Origin of the sequence: Pseudonocardia broussonetiae, assembly GCF_013155125.1 — a bacterium.
Taxonomy (GTDB): domain Bacteria; phylum Actinomycetota; class Actinomycetes; order Mycobacteriales; family Pseudonocardiaceae; genus Pseudonocardia; species Pseudonocardia broussonetiae.
This window is the reverse complement of the sequence record NZ_CP053564.1, coordinates 5715506-5741249: the sequence shown is the minus strand read 5'-3', so window position 1 is coordinate 5741249 and position 25744 is coordinate 5715506. Positions and strand designations below refer to the sequence as shown.

At 76.0% G+C, this 25744-nt stretch carries 20 protein-coding genes and 3 pseudogenes; 16 read left to right on the top strand and 7 right to left on the bottom strand.

Annotation, left to right across the window (positions count from 1 at the left end):
* Positions 1-7: 7 nt before the first annotated feature.
* Positions 8-859, bottom strand: a complete 852-nt coding sequence (locus tag HOP40_RS27790) for a class I SAM-dependent methyltransferase (protein ID WP_205346948.1) — start codon at positions 857-859, stop codon at positions 8-10.
* A complete protein-coding gene (locus tag HOP40_RS27785) occupies positions 856-1674 on the bottom strand; it encodes a hypothetical protein (RefSeq protein WP_172164096.1) in 819 nt (272 codons plus the stop codon). The genes HOP40_RS27790 and HOP40_RS27785 overlap by 4 nt, the downstream gene beginning before the upstream one ends.
* Between HOP40_RS27785 and HOP40_RS36880 the strand changes: the two are divergent.
* A pseudogene (locus HOP40_RS36880) lies at positions 1591-2928 on the top strand (AfsR/SARP family transcriptional regulator); the annotation flags it as partial. The gene HOP40_RS27785 and the pseudogene HOP40_RS36880 sit on opposite strands and share 84 nt — an antisense overlap.
* 1728 nt (positions 2929-4656) lie before the next feature.
* Here HOP40_RS36880 and HOP40_RS36875 read toward each other — a convergent pair.
* Positions 4657-5130, bottom strand: a complete 474-nt coding sequence (locus tag HOP40_RS36875) for a GNAT family N-acetyltransferase (protein WP_420821829.1) — start codon at positions 5128-5130, stop codon at positions 4657-4659.
* Positions 5131-5289: 159 nt separating this feature from the next.
* On the opposite strand from HOP40_RS36875, the gene HOP40_RS36870 reads away from it, so the two are divergent.
* The 6 genes from HOP40_RS36870 (at position 5290) to HOP40_RS27755 (ending at position 10495) form a co-directional block, all read left to right on the top strand.
* The gene (locus tag HOP40_RS36870; RefSeq protein ID WP_420821828.1) at positions 5290-6351 is read left to right on the top strand and encodes an alpha/beta fold hydrolase; all 1062 of its coding nucleotides are present in this window, start codon (positions 5290-5292) and stop codon (positions 6349-6351) included.
* A 174-nt stretch (positions 6352-6525) separates the two neighbouring features.
* Entirely contained in the window at positions 6526-7221 is a 696-nt protein-coding gene (gene infC, locus HOP40_RS27775) for a translation initiation factor IF-3 (RefSeq protein ID WP_172169337.1), read from the top strand.
* 37 nt (positions 7222-7258) lie between these two features.
* On the top strand, positions 7259-7483 hold the full coding sequence (rpmI, locus tag HOP40_RS27770; protein WP_172164090.1) for a 50S ribosomal protein L35: 225 nt from the start codon (positions 7259-7261) through the stop codon (positions 7481-7483).
* A 34-nt stretch (positions 7484-7517) separates the two neighbouring features.
* Positions 7518-7904, top strand: a complete 387-nt coding sequence (gene rplT, locus HOP40_RS27765) for a 50S ribosomal protein L20 (protein WP_172164087.1) — start codon at positions 7518-7520, stop codon at positions 7902-7904.
* A complete protein-coding gene (locus HOP40_RS27760) occupies positions 7901-8713 on the top strand; it encodes a TrmH family RNA methyltransferase (RefSeq protein WP_172169334.1) in 813 nt (270 codons plus the stop codon). Before rplT ends, HOP40_RS27760 begins: the two co-directional genes overlap by 4 nt.
* 75 nt (positions 8714-8788) lie before the next feature.
* Positions 8789-10495: a carbamoyltransferase family protein gene (locus HOP40_RS27755; protein ID WP_172164085.1), complete on the top strand. Its 1707-nt coding sequence runs from the start codon at positions 8789-8791 to the stop codon at positions 10493-10495.
* Here HOP40_RS27755 and HOP40_RS27750 read toward each other — a convergent pair.
* Both HOP40_RS27750 and HOP40_RS27745 read right to left on the bottom strand, forming a co-directional pair.
* Positions 10492-11483: pseudogene (locus HOP40_RS27750) on the bottom strand (IS481 family transposase). The gene HOP40_RS27755 and the pseudogene HOP40_RS27750 overlap by 4 nt on opposite strands.
* Before the next feature lie 132 nt (positions 11484-11615).
* The gene (locus HOP40_RS27745) at positions 11616-13043 is read right to left on the bottom strand and encodes a N,N-dimethylformamidase beta subunit family domain-containing protein (protein WP_205346946.1); all 1428 of its coding nucleotides are present in this window, start codon (positions 13041-13043) and stop codon (positions 11616-11618) included.
* Between the two features lie 48 nt (positions 13044-13091).
* Between HOP40_RS27745 and pheS the strand changes: the two genes are divergently transcribed.
* The 3 genes from pheS to HOP40_RS27730 all read left to right on the top strand — a co-directional run bounded on the left by pheS (position 13092) and on the right by HOP40_RS27730 (position 18157).
* On the top strand, positions 13092-14126 hold the full coding sequence (gene pheS, locus HOP40_RS27740) for a phenylalanine--tRNA ligase subunit alpha (RefSeq protein ID WP_172164082.1): 1035 nt from the start codon (positions 13092-13094) through the stop codon (positions 14124-14126).
* A gap of 8 nt (positions 14127-14134) precedes the next feature.
* Entirely contained in the window at positions 14135-16621 is a 2487-nt protein-coding gene (gene pheT / locus HOP40_RS27735) for a phenylalanine--tRNA ligase subunit beta (RefSeq protein WP_172164079.1), read from the top strand.
* 72 nt (positions 16622-16693) lie between these two features.
* A complete protein-coding gene (locus tag HOP40_RS27730) occupies positions 16694-18157 on the top strand; it encodes a carboxylesterase/lipase family protein (protein ID WP_172164076.1) in 1464 nt (487 codons plus the stop codon).
* Positions 18158-18475: 318 nt separating this feature from the next.
* Here HOP40_RS27730 and HOP40_RS27725 read toward each other — a convergent pair whose 3' ends face one another.
* Together HOP40_RS27725 and HOP40_RS36140 are read right to left on the bottom strand one after the other, a co-directional pair.
* A complete protein-coding gene (locus HOP40_RS27725) occupies positions 18476-19192 on the bottom strand; it encodes a hypothetical protein (protein ID WP_172153792.1) in 717 nt (238 codons plus the stop codon).
* A 54-nt stretch (positions 19193-19246) separates the two neighbouring features.
* A pseudogene (locus HOP40_RS36140) lies at positions 19247-19504 on the bottom strand (DNA alkylation repair protein); the annotation flags it as partial.
* 596 nt (positions 19505-20100) lie between these two features.
* Here HOP40_RS36140 and argC point away from each other — a divergent pair.
* The 6 genes from argC to HOP40_RS27690 are packed head-to-tail and all read left to right on the top strand — an operon-like array spanning position 20101 to position 25740.
* Positions 20101-21126 carry an N-acetyl-gamma-glutamyl-phosphate reductase gene (gene argC / locus HOP40_RS27715; protein ID WP_172164074.1) on the top strand — a complete coding sequence of 342 codons (1026 nt, stop codon included), beginning with the start codon at positions 20101-20103 and terminating at the stop codon, positions 21124-21126.
* Positions 21123-22283: a bifunctional glutamate N-acetyltransferase/amino-acid acetyltransferase ArgJ gene (gene argJ / locus HOP40_RS27710; RefSeq protein ID WP_172164071.1), complete on the top strand. Its 1161-nt coding sequence runs from the start codon at positions 21123-21125 to the stop codon at positions 22281-22283. The genes argC and argJ overlap by 4 nt, the downstream gene beginning before the upstream one ends.
* Positions 22267-23157 (top strand): acetylglutamate kinase, encoded by an 891-nt coding sequence (gene argB / locus HOP40_RS27705; protein WP_172164068.1) that lies wholly within the window; start codon positions 22267-22269, stop codon positions 23155-23157. Before argJ ends, argB begins: the two co-directional genes overlap by 17 nt.
* Complete coding sequence (locus HOP40_RS27700; protein ID WP_172164065.1) at positions 23154-24338, top strand: acetylornithine transaminase; 1185 nt, start codon at positions 23154-23156, stop codon at positions 24336-24338. The genes argB and HOP40_RS27700 overlap by 4 nt, the downstream gene beginning before the upstream one ends.
* Positions 24335-25258, top strand: a complete 924-nt coding sequence (argF, locus tag HOP40_RS27695; RefSeq protein ID WP_172164062.1) for an ornithine carbamoyltransferase — start codon at positions 24335-24337, stop codon at positions 25256-25258. Before HOP40_RS27700 ends, argF begins: the two co-directional genes overlap by 4 nt.
* Positions 25255-25740, top strand: coding sequence for an arginine repressor (locus HOP40_RS27690; RefSeq protein ID WP_172164059.1), 486 nt, complete (start codon positions 25255-25257; stop codon positions 25738-25740). Before argF ends, HOP40_RS27690 begins: the two co-directional genes overlap by 4 nt.
* Positions 25741-25744 lie beyond the last annotated feature (4 nt).

Below are 25744 nucleotides of genomic sequence, written 5' to 3'. Positions count from 1 at the left end.
CCCGTGGTCACCGGCGAGGGGCCCGCATCGCGGCCAGCACGCCGACCGGGTCGGGCAGGTCGTGCACGCACTCGAACGCCGCGACGAGGTCGAAGTGCTCCCCGGAACCGGCGACGGTCGCCGCGTCCGCCAGGTGGAACCGCACCCGGTCGCCGACCCCGGCCTCGGCCGCGTTGCGCCGGGCGCCCTCGATCGAGGGCTCGTCGAGGTCGTAGCCGTCGACGGTGGCGTCCGGGTAGGCCAGGGCGATCCCGATCGCCGACCAGCCCAGCCCGCAGCCGACGTCGGCGACCCGGCCACCGGCGCGCAGGGCCGCGTCGACGTCCGGGATCGACGGCAGGTGCTCGCGGCCCAGCGGCCCCAGGAACAGGGGGCGGTTCGCCGCGGCCTGCGCCTCGCGCGCGTCCGCGCCGTGCTGGGCCCACGAGACGCCACCGCCGGTGCGGTACGCCTCGACCAGCGCGTCCATCTGCTTGCCGACGCCGGCGAGGAACCGCGTCAGCGGCACGAGGTGGTTGGGGCTGAGCACGTCGGTCAGCGGCTCCGCGTGCGCCGCGGGGAGGGTGAACCGCCGCGCCGCGGCGTCGGCGGGGTCGTGGGCCGCGTCGGTCGCGACCAGCAGGCCGGTGACGGCCTGCTGCTCGAGCCACTCGCGGGTGTACCGCTCGGCCGTGGCGGTCCGGGCCGCGAGCTCGGCGGAGGTCAGCGGGCCGGCGTCGCGCAGGGCCCGGTAGTAGCCGAGCCGGTCGCCGAGGTGGATCGACTGGACGTCGAGCGCGGCGAGGACGGCGCCGAACAGGCGCTCGACCAGTGCGGTCGTGGCGGCGGTGTCGGCCGCGGTGTCTGCGGTCGTGGTCATGGGGTTGCTCCTTCTGTCAGCGGGACCGGTGCCACAGTGCGTGGCGCAGGAGGGGGACGAAGCCGAGCCGTTGGGCGCCGGGGCGGCTGTCGTCGGAGAAGACGCCGACGTGCCAGAGGTCGGGCCGCTCGTGCAGCCGGACCCGGGCGCCACCAGTGCCCGCGGCGCCGGGCGCCGGGCAGGGTGACCCCGAGGGCGAAGCTCGCGAGGCCGTGCGCCACGAACCGGGCCGACGCCGAGCACGCGCGGCCGTCCTCGGCGGTCGTCCAGAACCGGAACCGCTCGTCGTCGAGCAGCGCCGGCCCGGCCAGCGCTCCCGGCCGGAACGGCTGCAGAGCCGGTTCCGGGTAGCCGTCGACGACCACGCGCTCCCACTCGACGAGCGCCGCGGGCGTCGTGACCGGGTCGGGCTCCTCGGACGGGTGCAGGTCGGGCGCGGGCGCCGGCGGGCGCGCCATCAGCGGCGGGTGCCCGTCGAGCACCCAGCCGCGGCCGTGCAGGTCGGGGGTGGGCCAGAGGCTCCACAGGTACAGGTCGCCGGTGCCGCCCGCGGTGCGGGCCTCGACCTCGTCGAGGAGGTCGTCGAGCTCGCCGGGCCCGCGGGGCGGGGCGAGCAGCACGACGGAGTCGAGGAACGAGGCGGGGCGGCCGTGGTCGGCGAGGACCATGCGCTCGTCGCGGACGACGGTGCCCCCGGCCGCGTCGGCGAAGGCGGCGACCTGGTCGCTCCAGTGCCGCAGCCAGCGCAGGCACAGCGAGTCGGCGTCGGGGAGGTCCGGTTCCCAGCCGGTGGTCAGGGTGAGTGGTGCGGTCATGGCGGCGACGCTACGAACCCCCGCTGCCGGAGCGCTGTCGGTCCGCTGTCGGTTCCCCGTGCCGGGCGGCGGTGCCACGATGGCCCGGTGACAGCGGTCGGCGTCCTGGGCCCGGTGCTGCTGGCCGGGGCCGACGGCGAGGTGCGCCTCGGGTCCGCGCGCCAGCGCCGGCTGCTCGCCGCCCTCGTCGCGCACCTCGGGTCGCCCGCCGGTGCCGACGTCCTCGCCGACCTGGTGTTCGACGCCCCGCCCGTCGACCCGGCCGGCGCCCTGCAGACCCACGTGGCCCGGCTGCGCCGCCTGCTGCCGCCCGGCGTCCGGATCGTCACGACGCCCGAGGGCTACCGGCTCGACACCGACCGCTCCGCGGTGGACGTCCTCGCGTTCGCCGACCACGTCGCCGCCGGCACCGCCGCCGCCGATCCGGAGGTGCGCCGCGAGCGGCTGGCGAGGGCACTGCGGCTGTGGCGCGGCCGCCCGTTCGCCGAGCTCGACCACCCGTCGCTCGCCCCGGAGGTCGCCCGGCTCACCGAGCTGCGCGCCACGGCCGCCGAGCAGCACGGCGGGGCGCTGCTGGCGACGGGGCGCACCGGCGAGGCCGTCGCGGCGGCCGAGGCGCTCGCGGCGGCCGAGCCGCTCCGCGAGTCCGGGGTCGCCCTGCTGGTGCGGGCGCTCGCCGCGGCGGGCCGGCAGAGCGACGCCCTCGCCGCGATCGCCCGGCTCCGCGCCCGCCTCGCCGACGAGCTGGGGATCGACCCGGCCCCGGAGCTGCGCGCGCTCGAGCAGCAGGTGCTGCGCCAGGAGCTGCCGGCGTCGCCGGGCCCGCCGACGGCGCCGCGCCGGGCGGCGCGGGTGCCGGTCAGCTCCTTCGTGGGCCGCGAGACCGACCTCGCGCGGGCGGTGGACCTGGTCGGCCGGTGCCGGGTGGTCACGCTGTGCGGGCCCGGCGGGGTGGGCAAGACCCGGCTGGCCACGCACGTCGCCGCCGCGGTCGAGGACCGCTACGACGACGGCGCGCTGGTCGTCGGCTTCGCGGACGGCGGGCCCGGCGACGTCGTCCCGGTGCTGGCGGCGGCGCTGCGGCTCGCCGACGACGGCCGCGCGGGTGCCGGGCCGCTCGTCGACCGGATCGTCGACGTGCTCGCCGTCCGCAGGCAGCTGCTGGTGCTCGACAACTGCGAGCACGTCGCCGACGACGTGGCCGTGCTGGTGGAGGCCGTCGCGACCGGGACCGACGGCATCGACGTGCTGCTGACCAGCCGGGAGCCGCTGCGCGTCGACGGGGAGCACGTGCTGGCCGTCGACCCGCTGGACGACGGGGCGGCGCAGCGGCTGCTCGTCGACCGCATCCGCGCGGGCGACCCCGCGGCCGTGCCCGGCCCGGACCAGGCCGAGCTGGTCGCCGAGCTGTGCCGACGGCTCGACCGGCTGCCGCTGGCCCTGGAGCTGGCGGCCGCGCGGGCGCTGCCGCTCGGCCTGCGCGGGCTGCTGGCGGCCGTGGAACGCCCGCTGGAGGAGCTGCGCGACGGGCGCCGGACGGCGGCGGCGCGGCACCGCTCGCTGCGCGACGTGGTGGCGTGGTCGCACGGCCTGCTCGACCCGGCGCAGCGCACCCTGTTCGAGACCATGGCGGTGTTCGCCGGGCCGGTGGACCGGGCGGCGGTCGCGGCCGTCTGCGGCGACGCGGCGGCGCTGCCCGACCTCGTCGAGCGGTCGCTCGTCGTCCGCACGCCGGGTGACCCCGACCGCTTCGGCATGCTGGAGACCCTGCGCGCCTTCGGCCGCGCCCGCCTCACCGCCGACGCCGCGGGCCCGGCCCTGCGCGCGCGGCACGCGGCGTGGGCGGTGCGCCTGGCCGGGGAGCTCTCCGACGCCCGCCGCGGACCGGGCGAGGCCGCGGCGGTGCGCCGGTTCGACGACCACCTGCCCGACCTGCGGCGCGCGCACGCCTGGCTGTGCGAGAACGGCCCGGTGGAGGACCTGCTCCGGCTCGGCGTGCTGTTCGGCGAGCTCGGCTACCTGCGGGGCCGGATCGACCTCGTCCGGCTGGTGGAGGAGGCGCTGGACGCCGCGGACGGCTCGGGTCCCGGCGGTGCCTCGGGCGGCGGGCCGGCGCACCCGCTGGCCGCCCGGCTGCTCGGCCTGCTCGCGACCTCGCACTGGCAGCGCGGGAACCTCACGGCGGCCGAGGCCTGCGCCCGGCGCGCGCTCGCGACGGCCGGGGCGGCGGGGGAGCCCACAGCGGGCCGGGAGGCCGCCGAGGCGCTGTCCAACGTGGCGAGCTTCCGCGGCGACCTGCCGGGGGCGGCGCGGTGGGCGCGGCACGGCCTGGAGCTCGCCGAGCAGGCCGGGGACACCGAGCTCGCGTTCGTCTGCCACCTCGACCTCGTGCTCGACGCCACGTACTCCGGCGACGACGACGCGGCCGGCCGCCACGAGGACGCGATGGTCGCGCTGCTGCCGCGGCTGGGCTCCCCGACGGCCCGCGGCTTCCTCGCCTACGCCCGGGGCGAGCGGCGGGCCGAGCGCGGCACGCCGGACGCGGCCCGGTACCTGCGGGAGGCGATCCGCTGGGCGGAGGAGGCGGACTCGCGGTTCGTCGCCGGCATCGCGCGCCACACCCTGGTGACGTCCGCGGCCCGGGAGGGCGAACCGGCCGCCCTGCTGCCCGGGCTGCGGCCGCTCCTGGACCACTGGCACGGGTTCGGCGCATGGACGCACCTGTGGATCGCCGTCCGGGCGCTGATCGAGGTGCTGTCCCGGCTGGGTCGTCACGACGAGGCCGTGCTGCTGCTCGGCGCGCTGCGGGCGAGCCCCCGCGCCACGGCCGCGTTCGGCGCCGACGCGGCGCGCGAGCAGCAGGTCGAGGACGCCGCCCGGGCCGCGCTCGGGGCGGACGTCGACGCCCGGCTGGCGGAGGGGGCGGCGCTGGGCGACGCGGCCGCCGTCGCGCTGGCCCGCCGGTCGACGCTGCCCGGCCCGTCAGCGGAGCAGGTCGGCGAGGACGTCGTCCAGGGTGATCCCGGACCCGCCCCCGAGCACCCCGACGAGCTCGAGGACGTCGCCGTCGTACCGGGTGAGGCAGAGCGGCAGCACGGTGCGGAACAGCCCGAGCGCGGGAGCGTTGCCCGCGAGCACGCGCGCGTGCAGGCGGTCGAGGCCGGTGGTGCGGGCCCTGGCGACGGCCGCCTCGACCAGCAGCCGCCCGACCCCGCGGCCCTGCCAGGCGTCGACGACGGCGACGGCCACCTCGGCCTCGTCGCGGGCACGCGCGTCGCGGACGAGCTGGGTCATCCCGACCGGCCCGTCGTCGGTGTGGGCGACGAGCGCGATCCGGTCGCGCCCGTCCACGTCGAGCAGGCCGCGGCGCACCACCCCGGTCAGCCGCGGGGTGGGGGAGTGGAAGCGCAGGTACCGGCTCCGCGCGGAGAGCCCGGCGAACAGGGCGTCGAGCACGGCGTCGTCGTCGCGGCGGAGGTCGCGGAGCCGGACGTCGGTGGGAAGGAGGGCGGTGCGCACGGCGGGCTCCTGAGGGGTGGGTCGGGAGCACCCAGTGCAGCCGCCGACGCCGCCGCCCCGCGTCCCACGAAGGGGCCATCGACGGGCGGGCCGTCGATGGCCGGAAACGTCCAGCAGGTGCGGTTCACGCGGGTGGACGGCCACCCCGTCGCCTGGTCGGCGGTGGGGACGGGCCCGCCGCTGGTGATCGGCGGCTGGTGGTCGAGCCACCTCGAGCTGGACTGGCGCGACCCGGCGTTCCGGGCGCTCGTCGAGCTGCTGGCCCGGCACCGCACGGTCGTCCGCTACGACCGCCCCGGCACGGGGCTCTCCGGCCGCGACGCGCCCCCGCCCGCCGAGCTCGACGCCGAGGTCGCCGTGCTCGACGGGGTCCTCGACGCCGTGGCGGCCGCGCTCGGCCCGGGCCCGGTGGCGCTGTGGGGCGCCTCCTCGGGCGCCCCGGTAGCCGCGGCGCTCGCGGCCCGGCACCCGGCGCGGGTGGCGGCGCTCGTGCTCTACGGCAGCTACGCCGACGGCTCCCGGATCGCGCCGCCGCGGGCGCGGGCGGCCCTGGTCGAGCTGGTGGCCCACCACTGGGGCCTGGGCTCGCGCGCGCTGACCGACCTGTTCCTGCCCGGTGCCGCGCCGGCCGAGCGCGAGGCGTTCGCCCGCTTCCAGCGCGCGTCGGCCGCACCCGCGGACGCCGCGCGCTCGCTCGCCGCGGTGTACGCCTTCGACGTGCGCGACGCCCTGCCCCGCGTCACCGCGCCCACCCTGGTGCTGCACCGCGCCGACGACCGGGCCATCCCGGTGGCGCTGGGCCGCGAGGTGGCCGCGCTCGTGCCGGGCGCGGTGTTCACCGCGCTCGAGGGCACCGAGCACTTCCCGTGGCGGGGGGACGCGGGCGCCGTGGCCCGCGCGGTCCTGGGCTTCCTCGGGGTGGGCGCCACCGCGCCGGACGGCCCGCCGCCCGCCCTCGCGGCCGTCGGCGGTCTCTCCGGCCGGGAGCTGGAGGTCCTGCGGCTGGTCGCGCAGGGCCGGGCCGACCGCGAGATCGCGCGCCTGCTCGTGCTCAGCCCGCACACGGTGCACCGGCACGTGGCGAACGTCCGGGCCAAGCTGGACCTGCCCTCGCGCGCGGCGGCCGCGGCGTTCGCGGTGCGGGAGGGGCTGATCTGACGGGGTCGGCGCGGGGGCTGCTACCCTGCGGAATGCGACCACCCTGTCGCGCGTTCACATCTGCGTCAGGGCGATCAAGTGGAGCCCCGCTCCCACCCGCCCACCCCAGGGTGTTCGGGTCCGGTCGCCGGCCGACGTGCCGCCCAACGGCGGCACCAGTCTGCCGGTGATCGTCTGTCGGGTCTCCGCTCCGTCGCTCCCACGACGTCGATACGAGGAGACCCCATCAGCACAGAGACGCGCATCAACGACCGAATCCGCGTTCCCGAGGTCCGGTTGGTCGGGCCGAACGGGGAACAGGTCGGCATCGTGCGTATCGAGGACGCCCTGCGGCTGGCGCAGGAGGCCGAGCTCGACCTCGTCGAGGTCGCCGCCCAGGCCCGCCCGCCCGTCTGCAAGCTCATGGACTATGGCAAGTTCAAGTACGAGTCCGCGCAGAAGGCCCGGGAGTCCCGCCGCAACCAGCAGCTCACCACGATCAAGGAGCAGAAGCTCCGACCGAAGATCGACAAGCACGACTACGAGACGAAGCGCGGCCACGTCCGGCGCTTCCTCGAAGGCGGCAACAAGGTCAAGGTCACGATCATGTTCCGTGGGCGCGAGCAGTCCCGGCCCGAGCTCGGGTTCCGGCTGCTGCAGCGCCTCGCGGAGGACGTGGCTGATCTGGGTGTGGTCGAGGCGTCGCCCAAGCAGGACGGGCGCAACATGACGATGGTGATCGGTCCGACCAAGAAGCCGGCCCCGCGCGCCCGCCCGGCGTCCGCCGAGCAGGAGCAGGCAGCCGATCACGAGCAGGCGGTCGCGCAGGAGCAGGCACCTCAGCAGGTGTCCGCCGACCAGGCGCCCGCCGCCGACACGGACCAGGCCTGACGGCCTGTCCCGTCCCAGCACTGGAGTAGGAACTGCCATGCCCAAGAAGGCCCGGAACCACAGCAAGACCCCGAAGAACAAGCGCCACAGCGGCATCGCGAAGCGGGTCAAGGTGACCGGCGGCGGCAAGCTCATGCGGCAGCAGGCCGGCCTGCGCCACCGCCTCGAGGTCAAGTCGAGCAAGGAGACGCGCGACCTGTCCGGCACGGTCGAGGTCGCCAAGGCCGACACCAAGCGCGTCAACACCATGCTCGGCCGCTGACCTCCCCCTTCCACCCCCCACGTTAGGAACTCTCATGGCACGCGTGAAGCGCGCGGTGAACGCCCAGAAGAAGCGGCGCACCACCCTCGAGCTCGCGAGCGGCTACCGCGGGCAGCGCTCGCGGCTGTACCGCAAGGCGAAGGAGCAGATGCTCCACTCGCTGAACTACGCCTACCGCGACCGTCGCGCGAAGAAGGGCGAGTTCCGCAAGCTGTGGATCACCCGCATCAACGCCGCGGCCCGCGCCAACGGCATGACCTACAACCGCTTCATCCAGGGCCTGTCGGTCGCGGGTGTCGAGGTCGACCGCAAGATCCTCTCCGAGATCGCGATCAGCGACCCGGCCGCGTTCGCCGCGCTGGTCGAGGTCGCCCGGGCCAACGTCCCGGCGCAGGCCTCGCAGAAGGAGCCGGCGGCCTGACCAGGCCGCAGGGCGCACCGCCCGGCACCGAACGCTCCCCCCGCGTCGTCGCAGCGCGCAAGCTGCTGCGGCGCGCGGGGCGCGATCGGGCCGGGCGGTTCCTCGTGGAGGGGGCGCAGGCCGTCCGCGAGGCGCTCGACGCGGGCGCAGTGCACGAGCTGTTCGTCACCGACGCCGCGGCCGCCCGCCACCCCGAGCTGGCCGCGCGGGCCGCGCGCGTCACCGTCGTCGACGACCGCGCCGCCGACTCGCTCTCCGACACCGTCACCCCGCAGGGGCTCGTCGCCGTCTGCGACCTGCTCGACGTGCCCGTCGCCGAGGCGCTGCGCGGCACACCGCGGCTCGTCGCCGTGTGCGCCGGGATCGCCGACCCGGGCAACGCCGGCACCGTCATCCGCGTCGCCGACGCCGCCGGGGCCGACGCCGTGCTGCTCGCGGGCGACACCGTCGACCCGCACAACGGCAAGGCCGTGCGCGCGTCCACCGGCAGCGTCTTCCACCTGCCGCTGGCCCGCGACCGCGACGCCGCCGCCGTGCTGGACGCCTGCCGGGCGGCCGGGCTCGTGCTGCTCGTCGCCGACGGCCACGGGGAGCTGGACCTGCACGACCCCGCCGCCGACGCCGTGCTGGGCGGGCCGGTGGCCTGGGTCTTCGGGGGCGAGGCGCACGGCGTGCCCGCCGAGCTCGCCGCGAGGGCCGACCACCGCGTCCGCGTGCCGATCCACGGCCGCGCCGAGAGCCTCAACCTCGCCACGGCGGCCGCGATCTGCCTGTACGCGAGCGTGGCCGCGCGGACCCGCCGGGGTTGACCGCGCTGCTGCCGGGTAGCCGCCGGGCGGTGGGCCGATCGGCGGCCCGGCCGTGCGGACCCAGGAGGCAGCCCGATGCGACCCGAGCCCACCGTGGTGGGGATCAACCGCACCCAGGACGGCGCCGTGGCCGTGGCCCGCGGCGCGGCCACGCTCTACACCCTGCAGAAGGAGCGCCTGAGCCGGCGCAAGCACCACTGGGGACGCCTCGGTGACCTCCCGACGCTGTACCGCCCGGCGATGCCGGCGCTGCGCGAGCCCGTCGACCTCGTCGTGGAGTGCTTCTCCTCCGACGACGAGGTCAAGCACATCGAGGCCTACCACGACGAGGTCCGTGACACCCTCGCGTTCCGGGGCGAGCCGCGCATCGTCACGATCTCCCACCACCTCTCGCACCTCTACAGCGCGTTCCCGCCCTCCCCGTTCGACGCCGCCGCGGCCATGGTGATCGACGGGCAGGGCAGCCCGGTGCGCGACTTCACCGAGGCCTGCGGCTACGGCGAGGAGACGCCGCCGGACCTGCTCGAGGTGTCGTCGTTCTACCGCTGGGAGCGCGGCGGGCAGCCCGAGTGCCTGGCCAAGCAGCTGTGGGACGGCGACTGGGACCACCCGACGGGCCTGGGCTGCTTCTACTACCTGCTCACGCGCGTGATGTTCACCGGAGAGGGCAGCGAGGGCAAGGTCATGGGCCTGGCCCCGTTCGGCCGCGCCGACGCGTTCGACCTGCCCGAGCTCACCGTCGACGGGTACGAGGTGTCGATCCCGCGCGAGTGGCTCGACCTGTTCCGCCAGGAGGAGCGCTTCTCCCACTTCCTTGACGGCCCGGGCACCTTCCAGGACGCGGCCGACCTCGCCGCCGCCGGGCAGCGCGCCTTCGAGACCGCTCTGCTGCGGGTCACGGCCTGGCTGCGCGACCGCACCGGGACGGCCGACCTCGTGTTCGCCGGCGGCACCGCGCTGAACTGCTCGGCCAACGGGCGGATCCTGCGCGAGAGCGGCTTCCGCGACGTGTTCATCCCGCCCAGCGCCCACGACGGCGGCACCGCGGCGGGCTGCGCCCTGTACGGGCTCATCGAGTGCCTGGGGGAGACCGCGGACTTCCGGTGGTCCGACGACTTCCTGGGCCCCGATCCCGAGCAGGCGCAGCTCGACGAGGCCGTCCGCGCCGCGGAGTCCGACCCGGCCCTGCAGGTCGAGCACCCGGGCGACGACGCCGCGCTCGCGGGACGGGTGGCCGACCTGCTCGCCGCCGGGCACGTCGTCGCCGTGCACCAGGGGCGCAGCGAGTCCGGGCCCCGCGCGCTGGGCCACCGCAGCATCCTCGGCGACGCCCGCCACCCCGCGATGCGCGACTTCATCAACTTCCGGGTCAAGGGGCGCGAGTGGTTCCGCCCGCTGGCCCCGCTCGTGCTCGCCGAGCGCGCCGCGGAGGTGTTCGACGTCGACCGGCCCGTGCGGTTCATGCAGTTCGCGATCGACGTGCGCCCCGAGCAGCGGGCGGGCCTGCCCGCGATCACCCACGTCGACGGGACCGCGCGGATCCAGAGCGTCGAGCCCGAGCACACCCCGTTCCTGCACGCGCTGCTCCGCGCGTTCGACGCCCGCACGGGCTGCCCGGTGCTGCTCAACACCTCGCTCAACGGCAAGGGCGACCCCCTCACCGAGCACCCGGCCGACTCGCTGGCCGTGCTGACCGGGACGCAGATGCACGCGCTGGTGCTGGGCGGGCACCTGGTCGTCAAGCGCGACGCCGCTCCGGTGCCGGCGGACTGGGAGCCCTAGGTGTACTGATCGGACAGGTTGGTCAACCTGGTGATCGGTGGGTGTCCGCCGCAGGCGGTGTGGGGTCGGTGATGGTTGTACTCGTGAATCCAGCCGGGTAGGGCTTTGCGGCGGTGGGTTTCGCTGGCGTAGAGCCGGCGGAACGCCCACCCCTCGACCAGCGTCCGGTGAAACCGTTCGACCTTGCCGTTGGTCTGCGGGCGGTAGGGGCGGGTGCGGCGGTGGCGGATCTCGAGCTCGGCGCAGGCCTCGCGCCACAGGTGTGAGCGGTAGCAGGCTCCGTTGTCGGTCAGGACCGCTCGGACGGTGATGTGGCGGGCGGCGAACCAGGCCACTGCCCGGTGTAGCACCGCGACCGCGGTGGTGGCGGTTTCGTCGTCGCATATCTCGGTGTAGGCGACGCGGGAGTGGTCGTCGAGGACGGTGTGCAGGTAGCCGGTGCCCATCTTGGGCTGGTGGTGGCGGTTGCGCGGCTTGCCCGGGGTCGCGGCTCGATGACGCTTGCCTTGGGCTCGTCCGACGAAGCGCCATCCGCCGCCGTCGGGGATGTTGCCCAGCTTCTTCACATCCACGTGGGCCAGGTCGCCGGGGTGGGGGGGTGTTCGTAGCGGCGCACCGGTTCCCCGGTGGCCCGATCCAGGTGGGAGAGCCGGTTGATCCGGCATGAGGTCAGGATGCGGTGCACCGTGGAGGTCGACAGCCCGAGGATCGCGGCGATCCCGACCGGGCCCAGGCGTTGCTTCCAGCGCAGGTGCACGATTTTGCGCACCGCCGGGGCCGGGGTCGCCAGCGGCGAGTGGTGCGGGCGGGAGGACCGGTCCTGCATCCCGGCCTCGCCCTCGCAGGCGTAGCGGTCGGCCCAGCGTTTCGCCGTCGGCCAGGACACCTGGAACCGTTCCGCGGCCCGGGCGACGGGCCAGTCCTGCTCGACGACCAGCTTCCCCAGGCGTAGTCGTGCGGTCGGGGTCAGCGCAGCGTTAGCGTGCACGGTGAGGACCTCCTGGGGTCGTGGTGTGGGTGCCGTCAGACAGCTCCACACCACCCCAGGGGGTCCTCACCTATCAAGATCAGTCAGACCGTGTCGTCACACGACCTCGACCAACGTCTCCGATCAGTACACCTAGGACGCGCCTCCCGCGAGCCGGCTCACCACGTTGTGCGTCACCTGCTCCACCGCGGGGCAGGTGCCGCCGGCGAGCAGCCGCGGCCAGTCCGTCGTCGACGCGGTGAAGACGGTGCCGCCCCCGCCGTCGTGCAGGCCCATGGTGGCCGCGGCGTTGCCGTGGCCCCAGCCGCCGGGGGCGATGTCCCCGACGCCGAGGATGGTGAAGCCGCCCGGCGTCCCGTCGTCGCCGGTGGGGCGGGCCGGCAGCCCGCGCGCGGTGCGGGAGCGGTCGAAGTGCGCGCCGTCGGCCTCGTAGCCGATCAGGTACTCGTCCGGGCCGTCGCCGATCACGTCGCCGTCGGCCAGGCCCGTGCCCTCCCACACCCAGTGGTCGGCGTGCTGGACCCGGTACCCGACGGGGACGGGGTGGTCGTCGCGGTCGCGCTCGCCGCCGTTGCGGAAGCTCACCCCGGTGAGGTGGTTCTCCGGGCGGTCCGGTCCCGCCGGGTCCCACCAGTTCGCGACGCGGCGGAACGCGTGGTCGTCGTCGAACTCCACCCGCCACCAGCACGTGTTCCCGCCGAAGAAGGCGACGTTGCCGCCGTCGGCCACGAACTTCTCGGCCCCGTCACGCATGGCGTCGGTCCAGTACTCGTCGTGCCCGGCGGAGAGCAGGAGCGTGCAGCGGTCGAGCAGCGCCGGGTCGCGGTGCAGGTCGAGGTCGGTGCAGAGGTCGACGGCGACACCGTGCCGCTCCAGCCAGGCGAGGAACGGGGCGTCCCAGTGCCGGAAGGTCTGGCGCGGGCTGGGGTCGAACGGGTCGTGGTTGAACACGTCCCACGGCGTCCCACCGGTCCCGCCGCCGGGGCGGCGCACCGAGACCGTCGGCGGCACCTCGGCCGGGCGCGGCTCGGGCAGGCTGTAGAGGCTCCACGCCCGTCCGGGGTCGGGCACCCCGAGGTTGTAGGCGTGGTAGGTCAGCAGCGGCAGCTTGTAGAGGACCCGCGGCCGCCGGTCGGCGGGGGCGCGCACCACGAACAGGACGCGGGCGGTCCGCGCGTCGGGGTCGGGCGCGACCTCCGGGGTCGTCCACCGCCGTCCGTCGCCCTCCACCAGCACCGCGACGTGGACGCCCGCGGCCCGGTCGGCCGGCACGTCGAGGGCGTGGGCGGGCCAGTCCCAGTCCTCGAACGGCAGCAGGCGGGGCGCCGACCGGCCGGGCAGCCAGTCCGTGGCCTGCACGAGCTCGGTGCGGGCGCCGCAGCGGTAGACGAGGACCCGGAACGCGGGGGCGTCGGTCGACACGCGCAGGACGATCCGTCCCCCCGCGGTGACGGTCGGGTCGTCCGGGTATCCGAGGATCACGGCCGCCGGGTTCCCGGCCGGGGGCGGGGCAACCGCCCGCGCCGCCGGGGCGCGTCCGGGCGGCACCCGGACGTCCACCTAGAATCCCCTCGCCCTGCACCGCGGTCGAGAGGTTCCCTGGTTCCCATGTCCGATGCGCTCGATCCCGACGTCCTCGCCGCAGCCGTGCAGGCGGCCCGCGGGGCGTTCGACGGCGCCGCGGACCTGGCGGAGCTCGCCGCGGTCCGCCCCGCGCACCTCGGCGACCGCGCGCCGCTGCTGCTGGCCCGCCGCGAGCTGGGGTCGCTGCCCGGCCCCGACCGGGCCGACGCCGGCAAGCGCGTCAACGCCGCCCGCCAGGAGGTGCAGGAGGCGTTCGACGCCCGCCGCGCCGTGCTCTCCGCGGAGCGCGACGCGCGCGTGCTGGCCGAGGAGGCCGTCGACGTCACGCTGCCCTGGGACCGCACGCCCCGCGGCGCCCGCCACCCGCTCACGCAGATCTCCGAGCAGATCGCCGACGTGTTCGTCGCGATGGGCTGGGAGGTCGCCGAGGGGCCCGAGGTCGAGTCGTCCTGGCTCAACTTCGACGCGCTGAACTTCGGCAAGGACCACCCCGCGCGGACGATGCAGGACACGTTCTACCTCGCCGACGACGCGGGCGACGCCGGGGCGGTCCTGCGCACGCACACGTCACCGGTGCAGATCCGCTCGCTGCTCGACCGCGACCTGCCCGTCTACGTCGTCTGCCCCGGGCGCACGTTCCGCACCGACGCCCTCGACGCCACCCACACCCCGGTGTTCCACCAGGTCGAGGGCATCGCGATCGACAAGGGCCTCACGATGGCCCACCTCAAGGGCACGCTCGACGCGTTCGCGCGCGCGATGTTCGGCACGACGTCGAAGATCCGGCTGCGCCCGTCGTACTTCCCGTTCACCGAGCCCTCCGCCGAGCCCGACGTGTGGTTCCCGGAGAAGAAGGGCGGCGCGGGCTGGGTCGAGTGGGGCGGCTGCGGGATGGTGCACCCCAACGTCCTGCGGGCCTGCGGCGTCGACCCCGAGGTGTACTCGGGCTTCGCGTTCGGCATGGGCCTGGAGCGCACGCTCATGTTCCGCAACGGCATCCCCGACATGCGCGACATGGTCGAGGGCGACGTCCGCTTCTCCCGCGCCTTCGGAATCTAGGAGTACTGGTGCGAGTCCCGCAGTCCTGGCTGTCCGAGCTCGTCGGCGAGCTGCCGTCGGTCGACGAGACCGCCGAGGCGTTCGTGCGCGTCGGCTTCGAGGTGGAGGAGGTCCACCGCGCCCCGGAGCTGACCGGGCCGCTCGTCGTCGGCCGCGTCCTGGAGATCGAGGAGCTCACCGGCCTCAAGAAGCCGATCCGCTGGTGCCAGGTGCAGGTCGGCCCGGAGCAGACCAACGGCGTCATCTGCGGGGCGCGGAACTTCGCGGAGGGCGACCTCGTCGTCGTCGCGCTGCCCGGCGCGGTGCTGCCCGGCGGCTTCGCGATCTCCGCGCGCAAGACCTACGGCCACGTCTCCGACGGCATGATCGCCTCGGTCCGCGAGCTGGGGATCGGCGCCGACCACGCGGGCATCCTCGTGCTGCCGCCCGGCGCGGGGGAGCCCGGCGACGACGCCCGTGAGCTGCTGGGCATCGACGACCCGGTGATCGAGCTCGACGTCAACCCCGACAGCGGCTACTGCTTCTCCCTGCGCGGTCTGGGCCGCGAGATGGCGTGCGCGCTCGACGCCGACTTCTCCGACCCGGCCGCCCGGGTCACCGTGCCCGACGCCGAGGGTGCGGCCTGGCCGGTCGTCGTCGAGGAGCCGGAGCGCTGCCCGCGGTTCGTCGCGCGGCGCGTCGACGGCGTCGACCCGCGCCTGCCGGCGCCGTGGTGGATGCAGCGGCGGCTGCTCGCCGCCGGGATGCGGCCGATCTCGCTCGTCGTCGACGTCACCAACTACGTGATGCTGGAGCTGGGCCAGCCGCTGCACGCGTTCGACGCCGGGCGGCTGAGCGGCCCGATCGTCGTGCGCCGGGCGCGGGCCGGCGAGCGGCTGGTCACGCTCGACGAAGCCGCCCGCACCCTCGACGCCGACGACCTGCTGGTCACCGACGACTCCGGCCCGATCGCGCTGGCCGGGGTGATGGGCGGGGCGTCCACCGAGATCGCCGGGCCGGGCCCCGACGGCACCATCGACGTGCTGCTCGAGGGCGCGCACTGGGAGCCCACCGGCATCGCCCGCACCGCCCGCCGGCACAAGCTGCCCAGCGAGGCGTCCAAGCGCTTCGAGCGGGTCGTCGACCCGCAGCTCCCGCCCGCGGCCGTCGAGCGGGCGGCGCAGCTGCTCGTCGAGCACGGCGGCGGCACGATCGCCGACGGCCGCACCGACGTCGGGTCCGTGCCCGACCGCTCCGCCGTCACGATGCCGCTCGACCTGCCCGACCGCGTGGCCGGGCGCGCCTACCCCCGCGGGGCCACGGTCCGCCGGCTCGGCCAGGTCGGCTGCGCCGTCGAGCTCGTCACGGGCGACGACGGCCGCGCGCAGGTGCTCGCCACCCCGCCGTCGTGGCGTCCCGACCTCGTGCAGGCCGCCGACCTCGTCGAGGAGGTGCTGCGGCTGGAGGGGCTGGACACGATCCCGTCCGTGCTGCCCGCCGCCCCCGCCGGCCGCGGCCTCACTCCGGCGCAGGTCCGGCGCCGAGCGGTGTCGCGCGCGCTCGCCGAGGCCGGGTACGTCGAGGTGCTGCCGTTCCCGTTCGTCGGGCCCGCCGCGTGGGACGCGCTGGGCCTCGACGCCGACGACGTCCGCCGCCGGACCGTCCGCGTGCTCAACCCGCTCGACGCCGAGCGCGCCGAGCTCACGTCGACGCTGCTGCCCGGCCTGCTCGACATGCTGGTGCGCAACCGCTCCCGCGGTGCGGCCGACGTCGCGCTCTACCACGTCGGGCAGGTCGTGCTGCCGCACCACCAGCCCGTCGCGATGCCGGCCCCGCCCGTCGACCGCCGTCCGACCGACGCCGAGTACGCGCAGATCCGCGCCGCGCTGCCCGCGCAGCCGCTGCACGTGGCCGCCGTCCTGGCGGGCGACCGCGAGGCGCGCGGCTGGTGGGGCCCCGGCCGCGCGGCCGGGTGGGCAGACGCGATCGCCGCGGGCACGCTCGTCGGGCAGGCCGCGGGGGTCGAGCTGCGGGTCACCGCGGCCGCGCTGGCACCCTGGCACCCCGGGCGGTGCGCCGCGCTGCGCGTCGGCGACTGGATCGTCGGGCACGCGGGCGAGCTGCACCCGAAGGTCGTCGAGGCCCTCGGGCTGCCGCCGCGCACCTGCGCGATGGAGCTCGACCTCGACGCGCTGCCGCTGCGCGAGCTCCGCACGGCGCCGCGGGTGTCGCCGTACCCGCCGGTCGGGGTCGACGTGGCGCTGGTCGCCGACACGGCCGTCCCGGTCGCCGCGCTCACCGACGCGCTGGTCGACGGGGGCGGGGAGCTGCTGGAGACCGTCCGCCTGTTCGACGTCTACGCGGGCGAGCAGGTCGGCGAGGGCAAGCGGTCGCTGGCCTTCACGCTGCGCTTCCGCGCGCCCGACCGGACGCTCACGAGCGAGGAGGCCAACGCGGCCCGCGACGCCGCGGTGGCGGTGGCCACCGAGCGGCACGCGGCGGTGCTGCGGGCGTAGTGCGGCTCCGCCGCCCGTGAGTGGCGATCGTGGCCGGAGCCACGATCGCCACTCACGAGGTAGAAACGGGGCATGCACTCCGTCGTGAAGACCTCCTCCGGTGAGCTGCGCGGCCGCACGGCCGACGGCGTCACCGCGTTCCTCGGCGTCCCCTACGCGGCGGCGCCGTTCGGGCCGCGCCGGTTCCGCGAGCCGGCGCCCGTCACGCCGTGGGAGGGGGTCCGCGACGCGCTCGAGCACGGGCCGACCGCGCCCGCGCCCGGCTACCCGCTGCCCTTCTCCGCGCTGCTGCCCGTCGTGCGGGTGCCGGGGGAGGAGATCCTCAACGTCAACGTGTGGACGCCGGACCCGACGGCGTCCGGGCTGCCGGTCATGGTGTGGATCCACGGCGGCGCGTTCGTCAACGGCTCCAACTCGATCCCCTCCTACGACGGGTCGGCGTTCGCCCGCGACGGCGTCGTGCTCGTCTCGGTCAACTACCGCCTCGGCGCCGAGGGCTTCCTGCACCTGCCCGACGCCCCGCCCAACCGCGGCCTGCTCGACCAGGTTGCGGCGCTGCGCTGGGTCCGCGACAACATCGCCGCGTTCGGCGGCGACCCCGACGCCGTCACGGTGTTCGGGGAGTCCGCCGGCGGGATGAGCGTCGGGGCGCTGCTGGCCATGCCGTCGGCGGCCGGGCTGTTCCACCGCGCGATCCTGCAGAGCGGGGCCGGGCACCACGCGCTGAGCGCGGCGACGGCGGCGAAGGTGGCCGGGTACATGGCCGAGGAGGTGGGCGTCGCGCCCACCGTCGAGGGCTTCGCCGGGGTGGAGCCGGCGCGGCTGGTCGCGGCGCAGCAGGCGCTCAGCGCGCAGTCGGCCACCACGCCCGACCCCGCGCGCTGGCGCGAGATCACGCTCAACTCGATGGTCTTCGAGCCCGTCGTCGACGGCGAGGTGCTGCCGGTGCTGCCGATCGAGGCGGTCGCGGCGGGGGCGAGCGCCGACGTCGAGGTCCTCGTCGGCAGCAACCGTGACGAGCACCGCTTCTTCCTGGTGCCGACCGGCGCCGTCGACAGCGTCACCGACGCCGCGATCGCGGCGGTCGTGGGGGCGTACCGGCTGCCGGCCGGTGCCGTCGAGGCCTACCGGGCCGAGCGGCCCGACACCCCCGACGGGCTCGTCCTCGCCGACCTCATGAGCGACTGGTTCTTCCGCATCCCCGCCGTGCGGCTCGCCGAGGCGCACGGGCGCGCGCACGTCTACGAGTTCGACTGGACCACCCCCGTCCTCGACGGGCGGCTGGGCTCCTGCCACGCGCTGGAGATCGGGTTCGTGTTCGACACCCTCGCCGCGGGCTCCGACCTCTCGGGCGGCGCACCCCCGCAGGCGCTCGCCGACGCCATGCACGCGGCGTGGGTGGCCTTCGCCCGGACCGGCGACCCGGGCTGGCCGCGCTACGCGGAGGGTCGGGCGGTCCGGCGGTTCGGGGACGTGGTCGAGACGCTGACCGACCCGCGGGGCGACCTGCGGGAGCTGTGGGCGGGCGTCCGGTAGGTCGTTCGACCGGGGTCGCCCGCTCGTCCGCCTGCTCGTCTGCCCGGTCTGCTCGTCTGCCCGGTCTGCTGGTCTGCCCGGCCTGCTGGTCTGCCCGGCCTGCTCGCCCGGTCGGCCGGATCGCCCGGTCGGCCGGATCGCCCGGTCGGGCGGGGCGGGCGGTTGGGCGGGGCGGGCGGTCGGGCGGGGCGGCCGGTCGGGCGGGGCGCGGGGCGGTCAGGTGGGCGGGCCTGGATCACGTGGGCAGGGCCGCGAGCGCGGCGGCCGCGGCGACGCGCCACGCGTCGTCGCCCGGGGCGCCGTCGAGCACCGCGATCGTCACGACGTAGCGGGCGCCCGCGAGCTGGAGGTGACGCCCGGGGCGGTGTCGACGAGCGCGGCGGCCTCGCCGGCGCCGTCGAGGGTGCGGCGGCCCTGCGGCGGGGCGGAGCGCACGAAGTCGGCGGGGGTGCCGGTCCGGGGCTCGTAGACGTTGACCGACGCCAGCGGCTCCGGGGGTCGTGCCGTGGAGGTGGCCACGCAGCTCGTGGGGCGGGAGCCGTCGGATCGCGTCACCGGCATCTGCCGCGGCGGGAGGACCGGCTCGCCGAGGAGCGCGCTGAGCGCCAGGGCGTCGAGGAGGCACTCGTCGGCGAGGACGTCGGCGGCGAGTGCCGGGCGCGGAACTCCGGTCCCGTTCGCGGTCCCGGCGTCCGGTCCGGTCCCGGTGTCCGTCCCGCTGCCGGTGTCCGGTCCGGTCTCGGAGCCGGTCCCGTCCTCAGGCCCGGTCCCGCCTCCGGGCCCGGTCCCACCCCCGGGTCCGGTGTCGGAGCCGGTCCCACCCTCGGGCCCGGTTCCGGTTCCCGGCCCGGTGGGGTCGGCGGCGTCCGGCGCAGCCGTCACGACCACCGGCGCGGCCGCCCGCCCGGCCCCCGGGACGACGGTGGCGGAGCAGCCGGTGAGCGCGAGAGCGGCCGCCACGAGCACCGCCGCTGCCGCCGGCACCGCCACCGGCGCGCCGGTCCGCCGCCCCTCGTCCCCTCGGGCGCTCCCCACGGCGGGGACGCTAGCCGGGCACCCCTGCGCCCCGTGGCCGTTCCGCGGAACCCGTCAGGCCTGCAGGTGCCTGAGCGCCTCCTTCCGCGACAGCGGCGACAGGGCCGCGTGGGCGGCGACGAACGCGCGCACCCACTCCGGGTCGACCCGCCCGTGCTGGCGCAACGCCCAGCCGATGCCCTTGCGGAGGAAGAAGTCGGGGTTGTCGAGGGTGGCCTCGATCGTGTCGGTGAGCAGTGCGAGGTCGGTGTCCGGCCCGGATCCGACCCCCGTCGCCCCGTGGGCAGGAAGATCGTCGGGACCGCGCCGCCAGGGTCGCGGACCGGTCGCTGACGGTGCGGTTACGGTGATCACGCCACCGCGATCGTCGCCGTCCGCACACCACGGTCGTCCCTCCAGCCGTCAGGTGCGATCGGGGGCGATCACGCCGGGCGACCGCGCACCTCCTGGCTTCCAGCGCACCGCTGCACGTGCGCAGACAGCCACCGGCTGCCCGGTTCGAGCTGCCGTCGCGGCGTCCTGGGCACCGCCGGGCAGGCGCAGACGGCGCTGCGCCGGTCCGGCGACCAGCTCGGCGCTGTACGCACCCGGACGGCCAGAACGCGGCCGTCATCGAGGGCCCTTCCGCAGGCGGCGGGCGCGGTGACGCCAGGACCGTGACACCGCGGACGTCCCGACGACCCCGGTGTCACGCTCTCGACGATCACCCCGGCTCGAGCTGACGAAGATCCGCGAGACCGCACCATCACGGTCGCGGGAGGGGCACTGGTGGCACGATCTCGGCGATCACACCGCCGGTCACACCGACGATCGGACGGGCAGCAGCGGACGCGGCCACCCCACCGCCCGCGCCACCACGTCCGCGCTCAGCAACTCGTTTGCATCAGGTTGCACAACAGTGCATAGTCATGCACATGGTGCGGATCGCGGTGGCCGGGGCCAGCGGGTACGCCGGAGGAGAGGTCCTCCGGCTGCTGCTGGCCCATCCCGACGTCGAGATCGGGGCCCTCACGGCCGGGGGGAGCGCGGGGACGACGCTGGGCGAGCACCAGCCGCACCTGCTGCCGCTGGCCGACCGGGTGCTCCTCGACACGACGCCGGAGACCCTCGCGGGTCACGACGTCGTCTTCCTCGCGCTGCCCCACGGACACTCCGCGGCGCTGGCGGCCCGGCTCGGCGACGAGACCGTCGTCGTCGACTGCGGCGCCGACCACCGCCTCACCGACCCGGCCGCCTGGGAGCGTTGGTACGGCGGCGAGCACGCCGGGAGCTGGCCCTACGGCCTCCCCGAGCTGCCCGGCGCCCGCGACGCGCTGCGCGGCACCCGCCGCGTCGCCGTCCCCGGCTGCTACCCGACGGCGATCAGCCTCGCCCTGTTCCCGGCGCTGGCCGCGGGTCTGGCCGAGCCGTCGGTCGTCGTCACCGCCGTGACGGGCACGTCCGGCGCGGGCAAGTCGCTCAAGCCGCACCTGCTCGGCGCCGAGGTCATGGGCTCGCTCTCGGCCTACGGCGTCGGGGGCGGGCACCGGCACACGCCCGAGATCGTCCAGAACTTGTCGGGGGTCGCCGGTACGACTGTCGACGTGAGCTTCACGCCCGTCCTCGCCCCGCTGCCCCGCGGCATCCTCGCGTCCTGCTCGGCGCGCACGTCGGCGAGCGCCGAGGAGGTCCGTGAGGTCTACGCCAAGGCCTACGCCGACGAGCCGTTCGTGCACCTGCTGCCCGAGGGGGTCTGGCCCACCACGGCGGCCACGCTCGGCGCCAACACCGTGCACCTGCAGGTCACCGTCGACCCCGACGCCGGCCGGCTGATCGTCGTCGCCGCGATCGACAACCTCACGAAGGGCACCGCCGGCGCCGCCGTCCAGTGCATGAACCTGGCGCTGGGCCTGCCCGAGACCGCCGGCCTCCCGTTGACGGGGGTCGCGCCGTGAGCGTCACGTCGGCGCAGGGCTTCCGGGCCGCGGGCGTCGCCGCCGGCATCAAGTCCAGCGGCAACCCCGACCTCGCCCTCGTCGTCAACGACGGCCCCCGCACCGCCGCCGCGGGCGTCTTCACCCGCAACAAGGTCAAGGCCGCGCCCGTCCTGTGGTCGGAGCAGGTGCTCACGTCCGGCGCGCTGCGCGCGGTCGTCCTCAACTCCGGCGGCGCCAACGCCTGCACGGGACCCGAGGGCTTCCAGGTCGCGCACGCCACGGCGGAGCGGGCGGCCGAGCTGCTGGGCTGCGGTGCGGTCGAGGTGGCCATCTGCTCCACCGGGCTGATCGGTGCGCAGCTCCCGCGCGACACCGTCCTGGCCGGGGTCGAGAAGGCCCACGGCGCGCTCGCCGCGGGCGCCGACGCCGGCACGGCCGCCGCCGGCGCGATCATGACCACCGACACCGTCGCCAAGCAGGCCGACGCGGTGTCGGAGGCCGGCTGGCGCGTCGGCGGCATGACCAAGGGCGCCGGCATGATCGCCCCGTCGATGGCCACGATGCTCTCGGTCCTCACCACCGACGCCCTGCTCGACGCCCCGGAGCTCGACGCCGCCCTGCGCGCGGCCGTCCGCGTGAGCTTCGACCGGCTCGACGTCGACGGCTCGATGTCCACCAACGACACCGTGCTGCTGCTGGCCTCGGGCGCGTCCGGGGTGCGGCCGGACCCCGCGGAGTTCACCGCCGCGGTCACCGACGTGTGCCGCGACCTGGCCCGGCAGATGCAGGCCGACGCCGAGGGCGTCACCAAGCGGATCACGGTGCGGGTCACCGGCGCCGCCACCGAGGACGAGGCGGTCGTCGTCGCGCGGACGGTCGCGCGCGACAGCCTCGTCAAGACCGCGCTGTTCGGCTCCGACGCCAACTGGGGCCGGATCGCCGCCGCCGTCGGCTACTCCGACGCCGCCGTCGACCCCGACCGCCTCGACATCACCGTCAACGGGGTCCCGCTGTGCGTCGGCGGGGTCGCCGCGGGCGGGCGCACGTCGGTCGACCTGTCCGGCGCCGACATCCTCGTCGCCGTCGCGCTCGGCCTGGGCGAGGGGGAGGGCGAGATCCTCACGACCGACCTCTCGCACGCCTACGTGGAGGAGAACAGTGCGTACCCCTCTTGAGCAGCGGCTCGCCCGCGCGGGGGAGAAGGCCGGCATCCTCGCCGAGGCCCTGCCCTGGCTGCAGCGGTTCCACGGGCGCATCGTCGTCGTGAAGTACGGCGGCAACGCCATGATCGACGAGGAGCTCAAGCAGGCCTTCGCCCGCGACATGGTGTTCCTGCGCCTGGCCGGGATCCTGCCGGTGGTCGTGCACGGCGGCGGCCCGCAGATCAGCGCGATGCTCACGCGGCTGGGCCTGCCCGGCGAGTTCCGCGGCGGGCTGCGCGTCACCACCCCCGAGACGATCGACGTCGTGCGGATGGTGCTGGTCGGCCAGGTCGGGCGCGAGCTCGTCGGGCTGATCAACCAGCACGGGCCCTACGCCGTCGGGCTGTCCGGGGAGGACGCCGGCCTGTTCACCGCCGAGAAGCGGACGGCGCTGGTCGGTGGCGAGGCCGTCGACATCGGGCTGGTCGGCGACGTCGTCGAGGTCAGCCCGGACGCCGTGCTCGACATCGTGCGCGCCGGGCGGATCCCGGTCGTCGCGGGCATCGCGCCCGACGTCGACGGGCAGGTCTACAACATCAACGCCGACAGCGCGGCCGCCGCGCTCGCCTCGGCGCTGGGCGCGGCCAAGCTCGTCGTCCTCACCGACGTCGTCGGCCTCTACGCCGACTACCCCGACCCCGACTCGGTGATCAGCGAGCTCACCGCGGCCGAGCTGGAGCCGATGCTCCCGGGGCTGGAGGCGGGGATGGCGCCGAAGATGGAGGCCTGCCTGCGCGCGGTGCGGGGCGGCGTCCCCCAGGCCCACGTGATCGACGGCCGGGTGCCGCACTCGGTCCTGCTGGAAGTGTTCACCCACGAGGGAGTCGGAACGATGGTGATCCCGTGACCACCCACGCCGAGCGCTGGCAGCACGCGCTCATGGACAACTACGGCACGCCGCCGCTCACCCTGGTGCGCGGCTCCGGCGCCGAGGTGTGGGACGCCGACGGCCGCCGCTACCTCGATCTGCTCGGCGGCATCGCCGTCAACGCCCTCGGGCACGCGCACCCCGCCGTCGTCGAGGCCGTCACCACCCAGCTCTCGACGCTGGGGCACACCAGCAACCTCTACATCACCGAGCCCCCGCTGGCCCTGGCCGAGAAGCTGCTGGAGCTGCTCGACGCGCCGGACGCGCGGGTGCTGTTCTGCAACTCCGGCGCCGAGGCCAACGAGGCCGCCTTCAAGATCGCGCGGCGCACCGGTCGGTCCGGGGTCGTGGCCTGCGAGGGGGCGTTCCACGGGCGGACGATGGGCGCGCTCGCGCTCACCGGCCAGCCCCCGAAGCGCACGCCGTTCGAGCCGCTCGTGCCCGGCGTCACGCACATCCCGTTCGGCGACGTCGCCGCGCTCGACGCCGCCGTCACGTCCGACACGGCCGCGGTCTTCCTCGAGCCGATCATGGGCGAGGCCGGCGTCGTCGTGCCGCCCGAGGGCTACCTGGCCGCGGCCCGCGAGATCACCACCGCGCGCGGCGCCCTGCTCGTCCTCGACGAGGTGCAGACCGGCATCGGCCGCACCGGCGCGTGGTTCGCCCACCAGGCGTCGGGGATCGTGCCCGACGTGATCACCCTGGCCAAGGGCCTCGGCGGCGGCCTGCCGATCGGCGCCTGCATCGGCATCGGCGCGGCGGCCTCGCTGCTGGAGCCGGGCCAGCACGGCACCACCTTCGGCGGCAACCCCGTGTGCTGCGCCGCGGCCCTGGCCGTGCTCGCCACGATCGCGTCCGACGGCCTGCTCGAGCACGTCACCCTCGTCGGGAAGACCATCGCGGCGGGCGTCGAGGACCTGGCGCACCCGCTGGTGAACGGCGTCAGCGGGGCCGGCCTGCACATCGGGATCGGTCTCACGCAGCCCGTGTCGGCCGCCGTCGCCTCCGCCGCGCGCGACGCCGGGTTCCTCGTCAACAACGCCGTGCCCGACCGCGTCCGCCTCGCCCCGCCGCTGGTGCTCACCGAGGCCCAGGCGGGGGAGTTCCTCACCGCGCTGCCCGGGATCCTGGACCGGGCCGTCGAGGGCGGGACGACGTGATCCGCCACCTGCTGCGCGACGACGACCTCACCCCTGCCGAGCAGCGGGAGGTCCTCGACCTCGCCGACGTGATGAAGGCCGACCGCTACGGCCACCGGCCTCTGGAGGGCCCGCGCCCGGTCGCGGTGGTGTTCGACAAGTCCTCCACGCGCACGCGCATCTCGTTCGAGGTCGGCATCGCGCAGCTGGGCGGCACCGCGCTGATCGTCGACGCCAAGGCGAGCCAGCTCGGGCGCGGCGAGACCATCGCCGACACCGCGCGGGTGCTGTCGCGCTACGTCGACGCGATCGTCTGGCGCACCGGCGACCAGTCGCGCATCGAGGAGATGGCGTCGGCGGCCACCGTGCCGGTCGTCAACGCGCTCACCGACCAGTTCCACCCCTGCCAGGTCCTCGCCGACCTGCAGACGGTCCGCGAGCGCTTCGGCCGCCTCGCCGGGCTCACGATGACCTACCTGGGCGACGGCGCCAACAACATGGCGCACTCGCTGCTGCTGGGCGGGGCGACGGCGGGGATGACGGTGCGGGTCTGCGCGCCCGAGGGCTTCGCGCCCGACGCCGAGGTCCTGCGCGACGCCAAGCACCGCGCCGGCGACACCGGCGGCTCGGTGGAGCTCGTCGCCGACCCGGCGGCCGCCGCCGAGGGCGCGCAGGTGCTGGTCACCGACACGTGGGTCTCGATGGGCCAGGAGGACGACGGGCTCGACCGGATGGCGCCGTTCCGGCCGCTGCAGGTCAACGACGCGCTGCTGGCCCGGGCCGACGCGAGCGCGATCGTGCTGCACTGCCTGCCCGCCCACCGCGGCGACGAGATCACCGACGAGGTGATCGACGGGCCGCGCAGCGCGGTGTGGGACGAGGCCGAGAACCGGCTGCACGCGCAGAAGGCGCTGCTCACCTGGTTGCTGGACCGGCGATGACCGCGGTGCAGGGCGGCCGGTCGCGCGCCTCGCGGCAGGCCCGGATCGTGGAGCTGATCGCGCAGCGCCAGGTCCACAGCCAGAGCGACCTGCTCGCCATGCTGGAGGCCGACGGCATCGGCACCACGCAGGCCACGCTCTCGCGCGACCTCGACGAACTGGGCGCGGTCAAGCTCCGCGGCGCCGACGGCGGCACGCCCGTCTACGTCATCCCCGACGACGGCAGCCCGGTGCGCGGGATCGAGGGCGGCACCGCCCGCCTGGCGCGCTTGCTGGGGGACCTGCTCGTGTCCGCGGACGCGAGTGGGAACCTGGCCGTCCTGCGCACGCCGCCCGGCGGCGCGTCGTTCCTGGCCAGCGCGCTGGACCGCGCCGCACTGCATGACGTCGTCGGCACCATCGCCGGCGACGACACCCTGCTGGTGGTGGCCCGCGAGCCGCTCACCGGCGCCGAGCTCGTCGCGATCCTGCGCGCGCTCTGACCGA